General features: G+C 62.9%; 14 protein-coding genes. 10 read left to right on the plus strand and 4 right to left on the minus strand.

What is annotated here, in order from left to right:
• Positions 1-101: 101 nt before the first annotated feature.
• The gene (locus JQ624_RS05790; RefSeq protein ID WP_212417905.1) at positions 102-1,088 is read right to left on the minus strand and encodes a glycoside hydrolase family 26 protein; all 987 of its coding nucleotides are present in this window, start codon (positions 1,086-1,088) and stop codon (positions 102-104) included.
• On the minus strand, positions 1,075-2,973 hold the full coding sequence (locus JQ624_RS39490) for an acyltransferase family protein (RefSeq protein ID WP_212417906.1): 1,899 nt from the start codon (positions 2,971-2,973) through the stop codon (positions 1,075-1,077). Before JQ624_RS39490 ends, JQ624_RS05790 begins: the two co-directional genes overlap by 14 nt.
• Before the next feature lie 595 nt (positions 2,974-3,568).
• On the opposite strand from JQ624_RS39490, the gene JQ624_RS05800 reads away from it, so the two are divergent.
• The 7 genes from JQ624_RS05800 (at position 3,569) to galE (ending at position 12,161) form a co-directional block, all read left to right on the plus strand.
• Positions 3,569-5,071 (plus strand): oligosaccharide flippase family protein, encoded by a 1,503-nt coding sequence (locus JQ624_RS05800; protein WP_212417907.1) that lies wholly within the window; start codon positions 3,569-3,571, stop codon positions 5,069-5,071.
• Positions 5,071-6,282, plus strand: coding sequence for a hypothetical protein (locus JQ624_RS05805; RefSeq protein WP_212417908.1), 1,212 nt, complete (start codon positions 5,071-5,073; stop codon positions 6,280-6,282). Before JQ624_RS05800 ends, JQ624_RS05805 begins: the two co-directional genes overlap by 1 nt.
• 40 nt (positions 6,283-6,322) lie before the next feature.
• Entirely contained in the window at positions 6,323-7,108 is a 786-nt protein-coding gene (locus tag JQ624_RS05810) for a bifunctional 2-polyprenyl-6-hydroxyphenol methylase/3-demethylubiquinol 3-O-methyltransferase UbiG (RefSeq protein ID WP_212417909.1), read from the plus strand.
• 4 nt (positions 7,109-7,112) lie between these two features.
• Positions 7,113-7,865 (plus strand): polysaccharide deacetylase family protein, encoded by a 753-nt coding sequence (locus JQ624_RS05815; protein ID WP_249129447.1) that lies wholly within the window; start codon positions 7,113-7,115, stop codon positions 7,863-7,865.
• A 156-nt stretch (positions 7,866-8,021) separates the two neighbouring features.
• Positions 8,022-10,319: an exopolysaccharide transport family protein gene (locus JQ624_RS05820; protein WP_212417910.1), complete on the plus strand. Its 2,298-nt coding sequence runs from the start codon at positions 8,022-8,024 to the stop codon at positions 10,317-10,319.
• Positions 10,312-11,136, plus strand: a complete 825-nt coding sequence (locus JQ624_RS05825; protein WP_212417911.1) for a WecB/TagA/CpsF family glycosyltransferase — start codon at positions 10,312-10,314, stop codon at positions 11,134-11,136. Before JQ624_RS05820 ends, JQ624_RS05825 begins: the two co-directional genes overlap by 8 nt.
• Entirely contained in the window at positions 11,133-12,161 is a 1,029-nt protein-coding gene (gene galE, locus JQ624_RS05830; RefSeq protein WP_212417912.1) for a UDP-glucose 4-epimerase GalE, read from the plus strand. Before JQ624_RS05825 ends, galE begins: the two co-directional genes overlap by 4 nt.
• On the opposite strand, the gene JQ624_RS05835 is transcribed toward galE, so the two are convergent.
• On the minus strand, positions 12,162-12,764 hold the full coding sequence (locus tag JQ624_RS05835) for a DUF1080 domain-containing protein (RefSeq protein WP_212417913.1): 603 nt from the start codon (positions 12,762-12,764) through the stop codon (positions 12,162-12,164). It abuts the gene before it with no gap.
• A 310-nt stretch (positions 12,765-13,074) separates the two neighbouring features.
• Between JQ624_RS05835 and JQ624_RS05840 the strand changes: the two genes are divergently transcribed.
• From JQ624_RS05840 to JQ624_RS05850, 3 genes are read left to right on the plus strand one after another with little or no spacing between them, the layout of a single operon-like run.
• The gene (locus JQ624_RS05840; protein WP_212417914.1) at positions 13,075-14,181 is read left to right on the plus strand and encodes an amidohydrolase family protein; all 1,107 of its coding nucleotides are present in this window, start codon (positions 13,075-13,077) and stop codon (positions 14,179-14,181) included.
• A 56-nt stretch (positions 14,182-14,237) separates the two neighbouring features.
• Complete coding sequence (locus JQ624_RS05845; RefSeq protein ID WP_212417915.1) at positions 14,238-14,477, plus strand: DUF2171 domain-containing protein; 240 nt, start codon at positions 14,238-14,240, stop codon at positions 14,475-14,477.
• Between the two features lie 59 nt (positions 14,478-14,536).
• Entirely contained in the window at positions 14,537-14,878 is a 342-nt protein-coding gene (locus JQ624_RS05850) for a hypothetical protein (RefSeq protein WP_212417916.1), read from the plus strand.
• Here JQ624_RS05850 and JQ624_RS05855 read toward each other — a convergent pair.
• Positions 14,852-18,940, minus strand: coding sequence for a GAF domain-containing protein (locus JQ624_RS05855; protein ID WP_212417917.1), 4,089 nt, complete (start codon positions 18,938-18,940; stop codon positions 14,852-14,854). The genes JQ624_RS05850 and JQ624_RS05855 overlap by 27 nt on opposite strands.
• Positions 18,941-19,125 lie beyond the last annotated feature (185 nt).

Genomic DNA, 19,125 nt, shown 5'->3' on the forward strand with positions numbered 1-19,125 from the left:
CAGTGGTGCAATATTCGGTCCCGCGGCGCGGCGTGAAGCACCGAACTCCGACGACGGTTAATGGATGGGGTTAATCCGCGCTGAACGACGCCGGCCGCAGATCAGCGGCTGAACAGCTTTCGGAACAGACGCTGCGAATTCGGAAACTGGCCATTGTCGATCTGGGTGGGCCAGGCGCCGTCGACGTCGAAATAGGCGGCGTAGGCAATCTGCCCTGCGTTCTTCATGAACCAGTCGTGCATCTGCTGAATGAAGAACGGGTTGTCGCCGAAATTGCCCACGCCCCATTCGGGATAGCTCATCCGCTTGCCGTGCAGACGCGCAAACTCGCGGTGCCATTCCAGGCCGAATGGCGCCTTGACGTAGAAATTGTTCCAGCGCTCTTCTGCAGAACCTTCATGCTTGAAGTCGTAGACGTCGAGACCGATGTAGTCGACGACGTCGTCGCCGGGATAGCTAAGGTCCGCCGGCATGTCCTGCGGTCCCCATCCAGGACACCAGTCGAACTTGAAGCCTGTCGAGTGGCGCCTGAATATTTCCACGACGCGCCGGAACGCCTTGATGTAATCGGCTTCATGCCCCTTGGCGAACCACGCCATTTCAGCCAGATTCATCTCCCAGCCGAGCCGAATGATCGCCTGCGGATGCGCCTCCGAAATCGCTCGCGCCGCAGCTTCGAATTCAACATCGTGGAGCCCATCGGCAACGTCGGCGAGCGGCGTCCCTTTCATGGTCAGCGGGATCGACCAGACCACGTTGCGCGCAGGATTGAGCTTCGTCCAGACGCTAGGCACCCAGCTGAATTTGGAGAAATCCTCCCAGGTCGCCTGGCCATAGAAGTCGACACCCAGCACTGTGGACGGCTTCTGCTTCAGCCATTTTTCCCACGCCTGCAGCATATGCTCGCGACCGATGGGACCCCAATTGACGAAGGCGCCCGCGAACTTCGCCTGAGTGGAAACGGCGCGCGGGGCGGCGTTGCTGTCGACATGCGCCAGCAGCAGCACGGTCACCACAAAGGCCGCCAGAAACAGCACCAGCCGCTTCGCGCTGTGCTTTTTGCGCCGCCTTGGATCAGTTCGAAACATCGGCGGCCCTCGCCTGCTTTCTGGCAAAGGCGGCCGATAGCCTTCGTCCCACCTCGATCGCGCCTTCGGCCGTGAGATGGCCCGCATCGAACTGCATGGGGATGTTGCCCTGCACGAGTTCGTCGCAACGATCGTCACGGCATATGGCATCGTAGACGGAAAGATAGGTGGCGCCGGTCGCCGTCACCATCCGCTTCATGGCCAGATCCCGCTCGCGAATTCCGGGGGTCCGCTTCGCGCTCGCTATCGACGGCGTGTCGTGCAGGATACCGTCCACGAGAAGGCGCGGCAGGGCGGCATCATATTCGACGATCGGTCCAAGCACCGTGACGTCGATGCCTCTCGATTTCAGCGATTGCAGCGTGGATGACAGAACAGGCAGGTCCTCGTCCTTCCAAGACGCGGCGAGGAGTACGCCATCGACATGCTTGTGGACGAGAAAATCGCCGAAGACGAATTCCATCAGGGTGCGGCACACCGGCGTGTCATATCGCGACCCGGCCACGATGGCCGGACGGCAAAGACTGGCGGTCGCCTGCATAATGTTGATCTCCGGCATCGCGAGCGAAAGCCCCGACCAGAGATGCGCGGCGTGACTGTCACCCACGAGCAGGTAGTTCGGCCGCGCCGGATCGGGCTTCAGGCAGGTCTCCGTATCGAGTTGCTGGCGGCTGGTCGACAGAAAGCAGCGCCCGGTGCGAAACGCGGCCGACGAATCGTAGGCCAGGAAGGAGCCGATCTCGACGATGCGCTTGGGAAAGCGGAACGGGGCTCCGCTCAGCAGGATCACGATCCCGCACAGCCCGACCGTCGAGGCCATCGTGGCCGAGGTCGCACCGAAAATGGCGGTCTTCGATGCTCCCTTCGCCAGGGTACGGAACGGCGTCTCGACCAGCTTCCACGACAAATAGGCGATGCCGATGGAGAGCACGATCAATGTCAGCTTGGCTGATGCCGATGACTCCGTGAAGAAGACGGCGTCGGTCCGTTGAAACACCGTCAGCGGCCAGTGCCACAGATAGAGCGAATAGGATATCAGCCCGACGAACACGAGCGGCCGGAGCGACAGCAATCGCCCCGCCACAGAGATCGCGCGTTCACTGGAAGCAATCACCAGCACTGTGCCAACCGCGGCGAGACCGGTCATGGCCAGCAGCGGCACCGCTGACGATCCGAACGCGATCACGCCAAGCAAGAGAATCAGTCCCGCCGCGCCGCCGGCGTTTCGCCAGAAGGCTGATTCCGGAACGGGAAGGAATTCGACCGAGAGCAGCGCGCCCAGCGCCAGCTCCCAGGCCCGGAACGGAGCAAGATAAAACGCAAAGGTGGGGTTTCGCGCGCTCATGGCCAGCGCACCGGCAAAGGAAACCACGGCGATGATGGCAAACAGGAGCCCGGTGCGCTTCGGCAGGAAGCGATGGACCAGCAGCATCAACAGCGGGGCCGCGAAATAGAACTGCTCTTCGACGCCGAGCGACCATGTATGCAGCAGAGGCTTGGTTTCGGCTGGGGCGTCGAAATATCCGGCGGTCTGCGCAAAATAGACATTCGAGATCGACGCCACCGCGCTAGCGAGACTCCTCGCGTAATCCACGAGCTCAACCGGCAGGCAATAGATCGCCGCAAGAACGCTGGTGACCAGGAACATCACGAACAGCGCCGGCAGGATGCGCAGGATCCGGCGCTCGTAGAAGTTTGCGAGCGAGAACGACCCGTTGCGGATGTCCGCGTCGATCATGCCGCAGATCAAATATCCCGAAATGACGAAGAAGATGTCGACGCCGACAAAACCACCGGAAAAGCCGGGAACGCCGACGTGGAAGAGCAGCACGGGAATAACGGCGATCGCGCGCAAGCCGTCGATGTCGGCGCGGTACCGGGTCACCGCGGATTCACCGGCCGCGCAAAAACACGCCGCAGGAAGCCGCTGCGGTGGTGGGCCCTCACCGTCGCAAAAGGATACAGGCCGGACAGGTCGGCTGTATCAAAAAGAACGGGAGGCTCGCGGCCTGCTTCTTGCGAAATGAGTTTTCGTCGAAAACGTAACCAAACAGTCATCGGCAATCCATTCGCCGACGCTGTCGACGATTCCAGCGATCGGCTTTGCAATATCGAGTCCACACAGACGCGAGCTCGAACGGCGCCTTCCGCAATGGTTACCGCAGCGCTGTAGCAGCATCAGCGTGTCGCAAACGCGGACACCGTGGACAGACCGAATGTGCCGGAAATGCCGGACCTGGCTGGCGCCGGTGCTTTACCCGCACGAGACAACGGGAAAAATCGGCAAGTTAACCACGCCGACGCGCTGCAATACGCAGTTCGCCGGTTCGGCACCGATCTTGCTCCATGGGAACTGCGGGAGAATTGCGCCTGACAACGGCGAGCCTCCTCCGACGGATTGTTGAGATGAATTGCGCCGTGTCGTTAACCCTGAACCCATTGCCGAAGCGGAGCTCCGCGCTTCAAAGGCCGAAAGTCTAATGCTCAGCCAAACGTTCCATTACTCTGTTGCGAGCGTCGTGTCGGCCGTGATCGGCTTGCTGAGCGCGATCGTATTCACGCGGCTGCTCTCGCCCGAGGAGTATGGAGTCTACGTCGTCGGCCTGAGCACGGCGGGGATCGTCTCGGCGCTGCTGTTCACCTGGGTCCGCGTCTCCGCCCTGCGTTTCCAGTCGGAAGGCGGCGCGGTCGACGTCAGGAAGACCATCTTCCTCGCGTATCTCATCTCCGCCCTCGCCGCACCCGTCGCACTCCTCATCGCCACGCTGACGACGTCGGTATCGCTGGAGCGAAATCTCGCGGCCATCTTCTTCGCCCTGGGGCTCGGCCTGTTTGAACTGGGACAGGAGCTGCTGAAGGCACGATTGCAATCGTTCACGTTCATGTCGGCATCGATCATTCGCGCCTGCCTGGCGTTCACGCTGTGCCTGGTCGCGGCGCTGCTCGGCGGCGGCGGACTGTGCCAGCTCGCGATGGTGACCATCACCTATTTCGTCACGACCATGCTCTTTGCGAGCACGATCCTGCGATCGCCCGTCGCCGGACCGAAGATTTCCGACTTGCGGACGTTTGCGGGCTTCGGCATTCCGATCACGCTGTCTGGCATCGTCTTTGCGATCCACGCCGCACTCGACCGGATGCTGGTGTTTCATTTCATGGGCGACCACGCCGCCGGCCAGTACGGCGCATCCGCCGACCTCGTGCGGCAGATCATCCTGATCCCCGCGGTGAGCATCGCGTCGGCGACGATCCCGCTGGCGGTGCGCGCCTACGCCACCGGCGGCGCCGGCGAGGCGCGGCCGCATCTGGAATTCAGCCTCGAAATTCTGCTGGCCGCCGTCCTCCCGGCCGTCGCCGGCGTGGCGCTGACGAGCAGCTATATTGCAGGCGTGATCCTTGGCAGCGAGTTCAGGGAGACCGCGGCGACGATCATGCCGATCCTGGCCTTCGCCTGGCTGTTCCAGTCGATCTCCCAATCCTACATCCATGCGAGCTTTCATCTCGCCAAGACGCCGTTCATGATGACGACGCAAAGCATCGCGATGTTGATCGCGAACTTGCTGATCATGCCGGTCCTGCTCGCCAGATTTGGCCTGGTCGGCGCGGCGTCGAGCCTCGTCATCGTGGAAGCATGCGGCGCGGGCTTCGGCTGGTATCTCACGCGCAAGGCATTTCCGCTTCCCTTCAGCGCATTCCAGGTCATGCGCATCGTCTCGGCGACCGCGATCATGGCGCTGGTGCTGACATTCGCAAAACCGCTGCTTCCGATCGGCGTGGTCTCGTTTGGCGTACTGGCCGCAACCGGCTGCGTCGTCTACGCCGCCGCAGCCTTCGCATTCGACATCGCAGGCTTGCGCAAGGCCGTGATCGCCTACGGCGCGCGGCGCAATCTCTGGCCGGCCGCCGGCAAACCAAAACACGAAGGACACGCCCTCCCGGCCCCGTCCACGGGACTACCCAGCATGTCGATACGAGAACCATGATGCGGCTAGCCAGCAAAACCCCGGTCGTTGCAGCCAACAATCGACATGTCATTTGTCGAACCAACCCGGTGTCGCTGTCGGACTTTACCGGCAAGCGGCGCGAGGCGACGCGTCCGCTCGCGTTTCGGGGCGAGAATTTCGACCGCGACTTCGACAGCAATACGCTGTTCTACGACACGGTGCAGGTGAGCCAATCAGGCATCGCCCTGTTTGCGCCGCCATTCTTCAACCTCGCGCGCGACGTCGCGACGACGAATTTCATCAGCGGTGCCGGGACCCGCAAGGCGCGGGCACGGCACCTCGACCGCCACGCCCAATTGTGGCTGGATATTCCCGAGCATACCGGTCCCATCCAGGCATTGGGCGAACTGGGGAGCTTCACGTTCTCGGTGTCGCCGAACGAGTCGGAGATGTTCAGGGATCGCCGCGTCATCTTCACGATGTCGAAGGACAATCCGATCGAATGGATCCTCGACTGGGTGAGATTCAACCGGGACATTCACGGCGCAGATGCCGTTCTCATCTATGACAACGGCTCCAGCGCCTACGACAGCGCCACGCTGAGCGCAGCACTCCGTTCGGTCCCGGGCATCCAATGCTCGGTCGTGATGGAGTGGCCTTTCAAATACGGCCCGCAGGGAGCCAACAGCTGGGATCACTGGGACTCCGATTTCTGCCAGTTGGGAGCGTGGGAGCACGCAAGATGGCGCTTCCTGCAGCATGCCCGGAGCGCCATGAACTCCGACATCGACGAACTGGTGCTGTCGAAGACGGGAAAATCGGTGTTTGAGGCCGCCGAACAATCATGGACCGGGCTCGTCCGATATCGCGGGCGATGGATCATCGGCATCGATGACGGGATCCGCGACAGCGTGAGCAAGGCTCCGCATCGGCACGCCGACTTCTCGATTCTGATGCCGCCGAAATACGAATTCTCGAGACTCGTGATGCGGCGCGACGCGAACGCCTGTCTGCCGAAATGGACGGTGGTTCCCGCCCGGTGCCCCAAACACGCGCAATGGCACGTCCATTCGATCTTCTCCTGGTGGGCGTCCTATTTCTGCACCAAGGACTTTTCGTTCCGGCATTTCCGCGAGATCGGCAGCAACTGGAAATACCAGCGCACCAACCGCGTGCCGTTCGATCCGTCGATTCACAAGGCAGACCACGCGCTGATGGAAGCCTTTCAGCGCGTCAATTGGGACAACTAGAATGAACAAGGCAACCCCCACTTCAGAATGGATGAAGTCGATGAACGAGGCAGCCACGATCGACCACAGGCAGGCGGCCGAAACCGTGCAGCATCCGCAGGCGCTGCTCGAGCTGGCACACGGCGAAGCACGGCAGAGCCTGCTCACCGTCCACGGCATTCTCGAAGCGACACTGCCTGCGGGCGAACTCTCGATCTACGAAGCCGGCGGCGGCTCGACCAGCTTCCTGCCGCTCAAGGTGCTGCATCGCGCCCACGTCACCGTGGTCGACATCGACGAGGACCAGATCCGCAACAATGACTACGCGCAGCAGGCTATTCTCGGCGACATCCAGACCTATCGCTTCAGGCCCAACAGCTTCGATCTGGTGATCTGTTATAACGTGATCGAGCACGTGCCCGATGTCGAAGCGGCTCTGCTGCATTTCTGCGAATCGCTGAAGCCGAACGGCATGATCCTGATCGGTGCGCCCAATCCAGGGTCACTGTCCGGCGTCGTCACCAAATACTCGCCGCACTGGTTCCACGTCTGGTTCTACCGCCATGTCCGCGGCGACAAGAAAGCCGGCCTGCCCGGCCACGCGCCGTTCCCGACGTTGTTCCATCCGCTGGTCACGCTTTCCAACCTGGAGGCGTTCGCCGAGCAGCACGGCCTGCAAATGATCTACCGCAAGCAGTATGAGAGCCCGCGCTATCCGGAGATGCGGCGGCGCATGCCCGCGTTCGCGGCGCTGGTCGATGCCGCCGCGAAGGTGATGAACTTCTTCCTCCCCGGCAAGACCGACGTGCGGCACGGCGACTACCACGTGATCCTGCGAAAGCGCTGAAGCCATGAACGCGATGTTGTCAGAGGCAAGGGCGAAGGTCGGCCACCGGCTGGCGATGCATCTGCGCGTCGATCTGTTTCGGCTGCGCAACATTACGCCGATGGTCAGCTTCACCTTCGACGATCTGCCAAAGAGCGCCGTGACGACCGGCGCGCGGATGCTCGAAGCGCATGGCGCGCGCGGGACGTTCTATGTCTCGGGCAGCCTGGTCGGCGCCGACGCGCCGGATTGGGTGGCGGGCGATGCCGATGATGTGGTTTCGCTTCACCGCAGGGGTCACGAGATCGGTTGCCATACTTTCTCGCATCAACGCGCCTGCGACCTCGACGAGGCTGCGATGAGACAGGAAATCATGCGCAACCGCGCTTACCTTCGCGCGCTCGATCCTTCGATCCGGGTCGATAGTTTTGCCTACCCGTTCGGATACGGCTCCTACGCCCGGAAGTATCAGCTCAGGGAAGAATTCCAGACCTGCCGCAGCATCGTCCAGGGTGTCAACGCCGGCAGCGTGGACTTGCAGTTCCTGCGCGCCGTGCCGCTGATCGATCGCGAGATGGATTGCGACGGGATCGACCGTGCGTTCGACGAAGCGCAAACCAATAACGGATGGTTAATTTTCTACGGCCACGACGTCACCGACCGGCCGAGCCCCTATGGCTGTTCGCCCGCTTTGCTCGCGCATGCGCTCGGGGCGGCAGCCGAACGGAGAATTTCGGCCCTCACCATGGCGGAGGCGATGCGATGCGCCCGCGCTTAAACGCTTTGTTTGCCAATTCGGGGAATAGTCCCTCAGTGAGTATGGTTAATTTTCCCTGTTGCGTTTGTTCAGCGCTTTTTGTCGGCGCACCCGGCGTAACCCGAAGAGTAATCCCTCAGCCGATGCGTGCGGCAGTTCGAATGGAAGCTGGGGTTCATGCTTATCTATGACCAGCCGATAGACCGGGCCAGGCCTGGACCGGTGGCGGCAGCCACGCCGGCGGGCTTCAGCGTGCTCGATCTGGCCCAGCTCCTGTGGCAGCGGAAGGTCGCGATCGCTTCGGCGGCGCTGATCGCCGCCTGCGTGGCGGTTGCGGCCGGCAAGAGCCTGACGCCGAAATACACCGCCTCCGCCCAGCTCTACGTCGATCCCCGCGAACTGCAGCTGGTCGATCGCGAACTGACGCCGCGCGCCCAGGATATGTCCGGCCTCGCGATGGTGGTGGAAAGCCAGGCACGCGTCATCACATCGAACAATGTGCTGCTGCAGGTAATCCGCGACACCCATCTGGAAAAGGATCCGGAGTTCGGGGGCGGCGATTCCAAGGGCATTCTGGGATCGCTGATCGGCCTGTTCGGGGTCGAACTGCGCCCCACCGCCGAGCAGCAGAAGCAGATTGAGATGGGCGCGCTGGAAGCGCTCATTCGCCACGTCAATGTCAAGAAGACCGACCGCACCTTCATCGTCGATATCGACGTCTGGTCGTATGAGCCGGCCAAGGCGGCAATGCTCGCCAACGCGATCTCGAAGGCCTATCTCGCCGAATCCAAGCAGTCGCAGGCTGCCGCCGCGCGGCGCGCGACCACCGACCTTTCCGGCCGGTTGAAGGAATTGCAGGAACGGCTTCGCAACGCCGAGAACACGCTCGCGGTCTACAAGGCGCAGAACAATTTCGTCGGCACCCAGGACACGCTGATCAGCGACCAGCAGCTCTCCGCCAGCAACCAGCGGCTCGCCGCTGCTCGGGCGCTAACGCTCGACGCGCAGGCCAAGTACGACCAGATCGAAGCCGGCCGCAAGACATCGGCCGATGCCGGCGCTGTCCCTGAGGCGCTGCAGTCGCAGACCATCGCCAATCTGCGCGCGCAATATGCCGAAGCGCGGAAGCGTCAGGCGGAATTGCACAGCGAACTGGGACCGCGTCATCCAGCGCTGCGCCAGATGGAACAGCAGGTGCAGGACCTGCGCCGCGCCATCAATGAAGAGGTCGAGCGCTTCGCGCAGTCCGCGAGGAACGACCTGATCCGCGCCCGTGACTTTGAAGCCTCGCTCAACAAGGCGCTGGAAGCTCAGAAGCGCCAGAGCGTCCAGATGAGCCAGGCCTCGGTGCGCCTGCGCGAACTCGAACGCGAGGTGGAGGCAAGCCGCGACGTCTATCAGTCGTTCCTGAAGCGATCGCGCGAAACCGAGGAGCAGGAGAGCCTGAACACCTCGAACGCACGCATCATCGGCGACGCCACCGTGCCGCAGCGGCGCACCTTCCCGCCGGCCATGAGCCTGCTCGCGATGATCGGCTTCGTTCTTGGCGGGCTCGCAGCCGCCGGCTGGTTCGTCGCGCTCAACCAGTTGATGCCGGGCACGAACCCGGTTCGGCCGCGGGACAAGGCGCCACCGGAAGCCACGAAGGAGCCGGCCGCTCGTGCGGCCGCCAAGCAGCCGCCCGCCGCCGAACCACAGCCGCAGCCCGCGGTCAGCCTGATCGAAAAGCCGCTGATCGCGCGGCTGCAGGAAGCTGACGTGATGCGCACGCTCGGCGGCATCTTGGCAACCGATAGCACCGCCGACGTCACGCGGCTGGGCTGGCCGACGCTGCGCGCGGGCTTTCCGCTGATGACCGTCCTCAATGCCATGCGCGAGATGCGTGCGGCGCTGGCCAGGCGCGCCGGCGAACAACCCCTGCCCGTGATGGCCGTGATCGGCGCCGGTCCGGACCAGGACCGCAGCATCGCCGCGCTGAACATTGCGCTCGCCGCGGCGCGTGACGGTGCCAGGGTGCTGTTGATCGATGCCGACCTCAACCAACGCGCGCTGTCGGGCAAGGTGAGCCACCTGGCCAGGGGCGAGCCCAGCCGCTTCGGCTGGCTCAGCTTCAGTGCCAAGGCCGCCCGCGCGATTCCGACCGCCAATGGAATTTCGATCCTGCCGGCCGCCAATGCCACCGATGCGAAAGCCGGCGACGCCATCCGAAAGGCAATTGCGCAGGCGCGTTCCGCCGGCGGCTATGACGTCGTGGTTCTCGACGGGCCGGCCATGCCGTGGAGCCCGACCGACCGCAAACTTCTCGACCTGGCCGAGGGACTGGTTGCGATCCTCCCGGTGCATCTCGACATCAACGACAGCATGGAAGACATCATCGCAGCCCTCGGCGGGGCCGAGCGCAAGCTGGTCGGTGTCGTCCTCAGCGAAGTCAACCCGACGGCCGTCAATCCGCAGCGGGACAAGCAATATGCGTGAGCGTCGCCAAAATCCCGTCGGGAGAGCGGCTACCGCCAGCGTGCCTCGCGTCACGCTGGGCGGGCTGCGGCTTGCCGTGCTTGATCTCGAGCAGACCGCGAACTTCATGATCGACGTGGTGTTCCCGCAACGCCGCCTCAATCGTCCGCTCTATCTGACCTCGGCCAATGGCGAGGTGCTGGCGCGCTGCTCGACCGAACCGATGACCGACCGGCTGTTTCGGGCCGCCGACCTGATCAATGCCGACGGCCAGCCGCTGGTGACCGTGTCGCGGTTCAGATCAAAGACACCGCTGCCCGAACGCGTCGCGACCACCGACCTGTTTCACGTCGTTGCCCGCAAGGCGCAGGCAGCCGGTCTCACTTTCTACATGCTGGGCGCGGACGAGGCGGAGAACGCCGCCGCGGTCGGCAGCGTTCGCGAGCAATATCCCGACCTCAAGATCGTCGGCCGTTGCCACGGCTTTCTGCGGGGCGAGGCGCTGCGTGCCAAGGTCGCCGAAATCAACGCGTTGGCGCCGGACTATCTCTGGGTCGCACTCGGCGTTCCCTATGAACAGGCATTCGTCGAGGAATTCACGCCCAACCTCTCCAATGTCGGCGTCATCAAGACGTCGGGCGGGCTGTTCAATTTCCTGTCGGGCAGCCGCGCCCGCGCGCCGCTCTGGATGCAGCACGCGGGCCTGGAATGGGCCTGGCGCATCTGGCTGGAGCCGCGCCGCCTGCTCTGGCGCTATCTGACCACCAATCCGCGCGCGCTTTACCTGTTGCTGAACAGGAGCCGATCGACTGATATCGGCGGGACACACAATCGATGAGCAGCCGTCCAGCCATTCTCGTCACCGGCGGTGCCGGCTATATCGGCTCGCACTGTTGCAGGGCGCTGGATGCGGCGGGTTACCAGCCCGTCACCTATGACAATCTTTCGACCGGCCACCGCAGCTTCGCCGCGGACGCGCTGGTGGTCGGCGACATCGCCGACAAGGCCACGCTGGCGCGGACCTTTGCCGAGCACGACATCGTCGCCGTCATGCACTTTGCGGCGTCGAGCCTGGTCGGCGAATCCGTTGCCGATCCGCAGAAATACTACGTCAACAACCTCGCCGGCACGCTGTCGCTTCTCGAGACCATGCGCGCGGCCGGCTGCAACCGCCTGGTGTTTTCGTCGACCGGCGCGGTCTATGGCAATGCCGACAGCAAGGCGCTGCGTGAGGACTACCCGTGCGCGCCGATCAACCCCTATGGCGCCTCGAAATGGATGATCGAGCGCGTGCTGGCGGAGTATCGCACAGCCTATGGCTTCGGCTCGTTCGCGCTGCGTTACTTCAACGCTGCTGGCGCCGACCCCGCCGGCGGCATTGGCGAGCTGCGCGAGGTGGAAACTCACCTCATCCCGCGCGCCATGATGGCGCTGCAAGGGCATGTGCCAGACTTCGCGGTGTTCGGCGACAATTACGAAACGCCCGACGGCACGGCGATCCGCGACTACATTCACGTCACCGATCTGGCGACCGCCCACGTGCTGGCGCTCAAGCTGCTTTTGGAAGGTCATTCCGGCGGCGCGTTCAATCTCGGCACCGGCAACGGCTTCTCGGTGCGCGAGATCCTCGCCGCGATCGCGGCCGAGACCGGCCGCGAAGTCCCGCATGTCGTCAAGCCGCGGCGATCGGGCGATCCAACCTATCTGGTTGCCGATCCCTCTGCCGCACGCGCGACATTGAACTTCCGTCCCGCCCATTCGGATCTGGCCACGATCATCCGCACCGCGTGGGCGTGGCACAAGAAGGCTCACCCGCTGAAGACGAGTGATCCTGCTGAGGCGAGCCGGCCTCGGACCGGTTGATCAAAGCGGCTTGATCTGCACCTTGCGGAACTTGACCACGCCAGAACCGTATTGCAGCGCGATCGGGCCGCTTGCGTGTTTTGAATCCTGGACATCGACGGTTTTCTGGCCATTGAGCACGACGACGAGCTGAGAGCCCTTGGCCGTGATTTCGTAGGTGTTCCACTTGCCGCCCGCCTTCGGCATCGGATCGACCTTGGCCACATCGACGATGGCGCCGGTGCCGTAGGTCGGATCGGGCCGCTTGTCGAAGATATTGACCTCGTAGCAGATCTTGGCGTCGATCTTGGCCGACTGGTCGCAGCGAATGAAGATTCCGCTGTTGGCGTCATCGTCGGCCCAGAACTCGGCCTTGATCTGGAAATCCTTGTAGGAATTCTTGCTGACGAGATAAGAGGGATCTTTGCCCTCGGTGATCTTGTCCGCCACCAGCGCCCCGTCCTTCATCGCCCAGTTGGCTTTGCCGACCTCGGTCCAGTCGCCCATCTTGGTGCCGTCGACAAGCGTCACCCAGCCATCGCTCTGACCGGACGCGACGCTGGAAAATTGAATAGCGGCGGTGCCGATCAACAGACCGGCCGCGAGTATCGACAAGCGCTTCATGAACGTAACCCTCCCATGGCTGCTTTTTAGTTGGGCCGCAACCTATCACCGCGGCGCGCGGCGTAAATCCACTTTTCATGCTGCAGTTGCGTTGTGCGACAGTTCGGTTTCCGCCACCGCCGATCACGCATCCACCTGCGCGCCTTGCTCCGCGGGAAGGAGACCGGCTAGCATGGACAGAGAACAGAGATGAGCCGATTTCAGCTCACGCGCCGATCGATGGAGGAAGGCCCGGCGACCTCAACGGCAGAAGATAAACAACCCCGGCACAGCCAATCTATTCCTGCAATTATTTTCAACGGCGGATCTCATGCTGTTTCAATGCAAGGCCTGCGGACCCGCGACCGATCATGGCAGCGCGCCAAAGCGCTCCGGCAAGGCGAAGAAGCCCTGGCGCACCATCGACATTCACTGCCACTGCATGGTGCCTGAAGCGAATGCCATGGTGCTGAAGGCCACCGGGATTCCCGGCGGCGGCGAAACACCGAACGCCAACGCCCATGTCAATGCCCTCACCAGGAGCATCCAGCCGCAGCGGGGCAAGATCGATTTCCCGAAACTGACCGATCTCGACACCCGTCTTGCCGACATGGACCGCGACGGTGTCGACGTGCAGGTGATCTCGCCCTATCCCGGCCATTTCGTCTATGCGGCCCCGCCGGAAGTAGCGCGCGAGAGTTGCCACATGGTCAACGACCACATCGCAGGCATGGTGGCAAAACACCCCGACCGGCTGATGGGCATGGGCACCGTGCCACTGCAGGATCCCGGGATGGCCGTCGCCGAACTGAACCGCACCGTCAAGGAGCTCGGCTTCCGCGGCGTCGAACTATGCACCAACGTCAGGGGCGTCGATCTCACCCGCGCCGGCCTGGAAAAATTCTTCGCCCGCGCCGAGGAGCTCGACGTGATGATCTTCCTGCATCCATTCGGCACCAGCCTGGTCGGCCGCATGGAGGATCATTATTTTCCGAACACCATCGGACATCCCCTGGATTCCACGCTGTGCGTCGGGCATCTGATTTTCGACGGCTACCTTGAACGTTTTCCCGAGCTGAAAATCTGCATCGCCCATGGTGGCGGTTACATCCCGGGCTATTGGGGACGCTTCGATCACGCCTTCGCGCATCGCGAAGATTGCCGCGTCAGCATCAAGAAGAAGCCGTCGGAGTATCTGAAGAAGCTCTACTTCGATACAGTGGTGTTCGACGAGCACGAGCTAAGGCATCTGATCGAGATCTGGGGCGCCGATCACATCATGCTCGGCACCGATTACCCGTTCGACATGGCGGAACCGGACCCGGTTGGCTTGCTCGGCCGGATCAAGGGTGTCAGCAAAAAGGACATCGCGCTGGTGGCCGGCGGCAATGCCGCCCGGCTCTTGGGCTTGCCGGCGGTTGCTGGTCCGGCGACCTAGCAACCATTTCAGCAGCGGCGCGTTTTATGTCCCCAACTAAATCAGGGATATGAGACATGGCTTCTGCTTCACAGATCCGGGAACATATGGACGTCATCTCGTCGGACAAGAAGACGGTCGGAAAAGTCGACCATCTGGAAGGAACCGACAAGATCAAGCTGACCAGGCAGAGTTCGCCCGATGGCCAGCATCATCACTTTATCCCGATGTCGTGGGTCGACCACGTCGATCAGCACGTCCATCTCAACAAGTCAGGCGCGGATGTGACTTCGCACTGGCAGCATGGCCGGCAATAACCGGCAACATGCATTGCACCGCCCGTGGATGCCGATATCATCAGGCTTCAGGAGATTGAATGCATCCGGCGGCAGTACTGCAACTTGAACGTATGATCGGTGAATACAACACGTGGCGTACCGTTCCGGAAACGGAACGCTCGCCGGCGCCGGCGTGGTGGTGGGGGCCTGCGATGGAGTTGCGCGCCTCCTCCCAGCCGCTCCCCGCCGAATGGCGCGCCGGGCTCGGATTGCCAGACCGGGCGACCTATGCTTCCGCCGCAGAAATCTTCCTTGAGACCTTCGCAGGCCAGACGTCTGTGCCGTGGCCTTATGATTTTCCCCGCAAAACGGCTATCCCGGATCCGACGGTCCGGGAGTTGCACCCGCAGCCGTCAGACGACAGTGCTTTTCAACCCTGACCCGGCTTCCGGCTGCAACGGCGGCGAGGCGTGCCGCGGTTCGGCCCGAAGCAGATCGGCCATTTGCTTGGCGGGCAGCGGCTTGGAGAACAGAAAACCCTGCATTTCGTCACAGGCGTGGTTGCGCAGGAAGGTCTCCTGCTCCACGGTCTCGACACCCTCTGCAATGACGGTCATGCCAAGCGCCTTGCCCATGCTGATGATCGCCTGTGCGATGGCCTGGTCTTCGGAATCGACAGGCAGGTCGCGAACGAAGGAGCGATCGATCTTGATGGTATCGATCGGAAACTGCTTCATCAGCGACATCGATGAATAGCCGGTCCCGAAATCATCGATCGCAAGGCGAATGCCGCGGCTCTGGATCGCGTCCAGCACCTTGATCGCGCGCGAGACGTTCCGCATCACCATGCTTTCAGTGACTTCGAGCTGCAGCAGCACCGGCGACATGCCGCTTGCCAACAGCGCCTCATCGACATCGTGCAACAGATGCGGATCGGCGAATTGCCGCGGCGACAGGTTGACCGCCATGGTCACCGGCCGCAGGCCGCGGCGCTGCCAGGCCATGTTCTGCGCGCAGGCTTCCTTGAGCACCCAGCGGCCGATCGGAACGATCAGCCCGGTTTCCTCGGCCAGCGGGATGAATTGCCCCGGCGAGACGGTGCCGAGATCGGGATGATTCCAGCGCAGCAGCGCCTCGACGCCGGTGATCTGGCCGCTCGCCATGTCGATCTTGGGCTGATAGTGCAGCGAGAACTGGTCGCGCTCCAGCGCGCGGCGCAGCGCGCTCTCCAGCGTCAGACGCTCGATCGACTGCGTCTTGATTTCCTTGGTGAAGAAGCGGAAGCCGTTCTTGCCGTCCTCCTTGGCGAGGTACATCGCCATGTCGGCGTTCTTGGTCAGCGTCTGCATGTCGGTGCCGTCGGACGGGTACATCGCGATCCCGATCGAGGCGGTGGTGTGGCATTCGTGGCCGCTGAGCTGTAGCGGCTGGCTCAGTACGGAAAGAAGCTCGCCGGCAATGCGCTCGACTTCGGGACGCTCGGCGGTCTCCTCCAGAATCACCACGAACTCGTCGCCGCCGAGCCGCGCCACCACATCGCTCGAACGCAGCGCGCGGCGCAGCCTGCCGCCGATCTCCACCAGCAGCATGTCGCCGGCGTCGTGTCCCAGCGAATCGTTGATCACCTTGAACCTGTCGAGGTCGATGAACAGCAGCGCGAACTGCCGCTGATAGCGCGCGGCCCCATCGATCGCGCGGCGAAGCATGCCGTTGAACATTTCCCGGTTCGGCAGGTTGGTCAGGCTGTCGTGCGACGCCAGATACTCGATCCGCTCATCGGCCTTGGTCTTTTCATCGGCGCGGTCGAAATTCTCCAGTGCGAACGAAACGTTGTCGACCAGCCGCTGCAACAGCTCCGCAAACTCGGGCGTGAACGTATCCTTCTCGAGCGACATGAAAGACATCACGCCGACGACCTGCCCTTGCACCAACAAGGGGAATGAAGCGCCGGAATTCGTGCCATCAAGGCGCGCTCTATGGTGAAACGCCTCAGCGTTCGGATCAGCGAGGTAATCGTTTATGATGCAGGCCCGCCGCGAGCGTACCGCCTGACCGCACAGCCCACGTCCCTCCGGGTGCGCCTCGTTGACCGATATCTTTGCCAGGCGCGCGCTGAGCCCAGTCGGACCGGCGGCCGCCACAACGTCGAGATAGTCGCTGCCGTGTTTCACCAACGTGATGGAGGTCAAGGTGAACTTGCCGCCGTCGGCCGCGGCCTCGCACACCAGTTCGAACAATTCCGCCCGCGACGTCGCGCGGATGATCGCCTCATTGGTCGCGCTCAGCGCCGCCAGCATGCGCGTCAGCCGCTCCTTCTGGATTTCGGTCCGTGCCTTGTCGTCGGCGCGGTCGAAATTCTCCAGCGCGAACGAGACATTGTCGGCCAGACGTTGCAGCAATTCCGAGAATTCGGCAGTGAACGTATCCTTGTCGGACGACATGTAGATCATGACGCCAACCGCTTCGCCGCCAACCAGCAGCGGGAATGCAGCGCCCGACTTAGCGCCATAGGTGCTGACGATGGGTTGGAATGCAGCAACGCGCTGGTCGGTCACATAATCATTGCTGATGCACGGCCGCCTGGTTCGGAATGCCGTTCCGCTGAGCCCGCGGCCCTCGGGACGGGCTTCATCCACCGACAATCTGACGTGCCGCGTCGTTTCGGCCGCCGGCCCCGCGGCGGCCACGATTCTGAGAAGGTCGCTGCCGGACGTAGCCAGCGCGATGGTGGCCGAGGTGAACCTGCCGCCGTTCGCCGCGGCCTCGCACACCATATCGAACAGCTCGTCGCGGGATTTCGCCCGCATGATGGCTTCGTTGGTTGCGCTGAGGGCGGCGAACATCCGCGTCAGCCGCTCCTTCTGACTTTCGGTCCTGGCCTTCTCGTCGGCCCGATCGAAGGTCCCGATCGCGTACGACACGTTGTCGGTGAGCCGCTGCAGCAGTTCGGCGAATTCGGGCGTGAACGTATTCTTCTCGGAGGAAATGAAAAACATCACGCCGACGGCCTGGCCGGAAACCAGCAGCGGGAACGCAGCGCCCGACATCGCGCCGTCGCTGTGAATGAACTGGTGAAACGCCGACCGGCGCGGGTCAGCGCGCAAATCGTTGGCGATGCTGGCCCGGCGGGAGCGGAATGCGTTGCCGCATAGCCCGCGCCCTTCCGGATGATCCGCGTTGGTCGAAACCTTTACCCGGCGCATATTGTCGGCCGTCGGCCCCGCCACGGCCACCAAATCGGTGTAATCGCTGTCGGATCGGGCCAGCATGATGCTGGTCGAGTTGAACCGTCCGCCCATCGCTGCAGCTTCGCACACCAGCTCGAACAATTCCGTCCGCGACGTTGCACGAACGATCGCTTCGTTGGTCGCACTGAGCGCCGCCAGCATGCGCCCCAGACGTTCCTTCTGGGCGTCGGCTCTCGCCTTTTCGCCGGCGCGCTCGAAATTGTCCAGCGCGAACGAGACGTTTTCGGCGATCCGCGCCATCAGCGCGACGATCTCTTCGTCCTCCGCCCACAGCTTTCCGACAAAGAACAACAACACGCCGATGCTCTCGTCGGCCTTGATCAGGGGAACGGCGACGCAGGCGGTGACGCCGGTCTCGCGTGCGGCCTGATGCCAGGGCTGCCCCTGTGTCGAGTTGAGAATATCGTTGTTGACGGCAGGCTGCTGCGTTCGGAACGCCCTGCCGCAGACGCCCGTTCCATACGGGTTGCCCGCATCGATCGAGAACGGCGCCCGCATGATCTGTTGGACGATCGCGCCGGTCCCGGCAAGCGGCTTCAACCAGATCGAGTCCGGCTCCGCAAGCAGGACCACGGTAGCCGCGGATTTTCCGCTGTATACCGCGGCATCGCAAACGCGCTGATAGAGTTCCTGTTCGGTTTTGGCGCGAAGAATGGCTTCATTGGTCGCGCTGATGGCGCCGAACATGCGGTTCAGCCGCCGCATCACGCGCTCGCCGCTCTTGCGCGCGGCCTCATGTTCGAAATTGTCGAGCGCAAACGAAATGTTTGCCGACACGCGCTCCAGCATCGAGACGAGCTGCCCGTCGATCGAGTGCGCCTCGCGCCGCGAAACGAGCAACACGCCGACCCTCTCGCCATTGCAGGTCAGCGGCAGCGCTGCCGCCGCGCCCACCTGGTTGGCCTTGGCCCCCTCGCGCCAGGCCAGCGAGCGCGAATCGTTCAGGAAATTGTTGCTGACGCATATTTTCCGGTCGCGGAAGGCCTGCCCGGAGACCCCGCACCCCTCCGGCGTACCGGCCACGATCGAAATGTCGATGCTACGCAGACGCGGGACGTCGTCGCCGCAGCCAGCAGCGAAGCGCAGGAGGTTGGTTTCCGGCTCCAGCAGGAAGATCGCCACAGCCAGGAAATCCCCGACCGAGAACGCGGCCTCGCAGACCTTCGTGTACAGTTCTTCGGGTGATTTGGCGTACAGAATCGCTTCGTTGGTCGCATTCAACGCCGCGAACGTCCGCGCGATATCGGTCTTCACCGTCCCCAAGCTCCCTGCCGGCAGCGCCGGGCTGCCCCCGCGGATTTTATGCGTGCAGGAGGCCTAAATGCCCGTTATTGGCGACCGGGAGTCGCGATTCACAGTAAATGCCGGACCAACGACAGCGACGTCGCTCAGGAGAACTACGGGCTCATTCACGATTTCTCAGCCATACCGCCGGCGCG

The sequence above is a fragment of the Bradyrhizobium sp. AUGA SZCCT0283 genome (assembly GCF_018130385.1).
Taxonomy (GTDB): domain Bacteria; phylum Pseudomonadota; class Alphaproteobacteria; order Rhizobiales; family Xanthobacteraceae; genus Bradyrhizobium.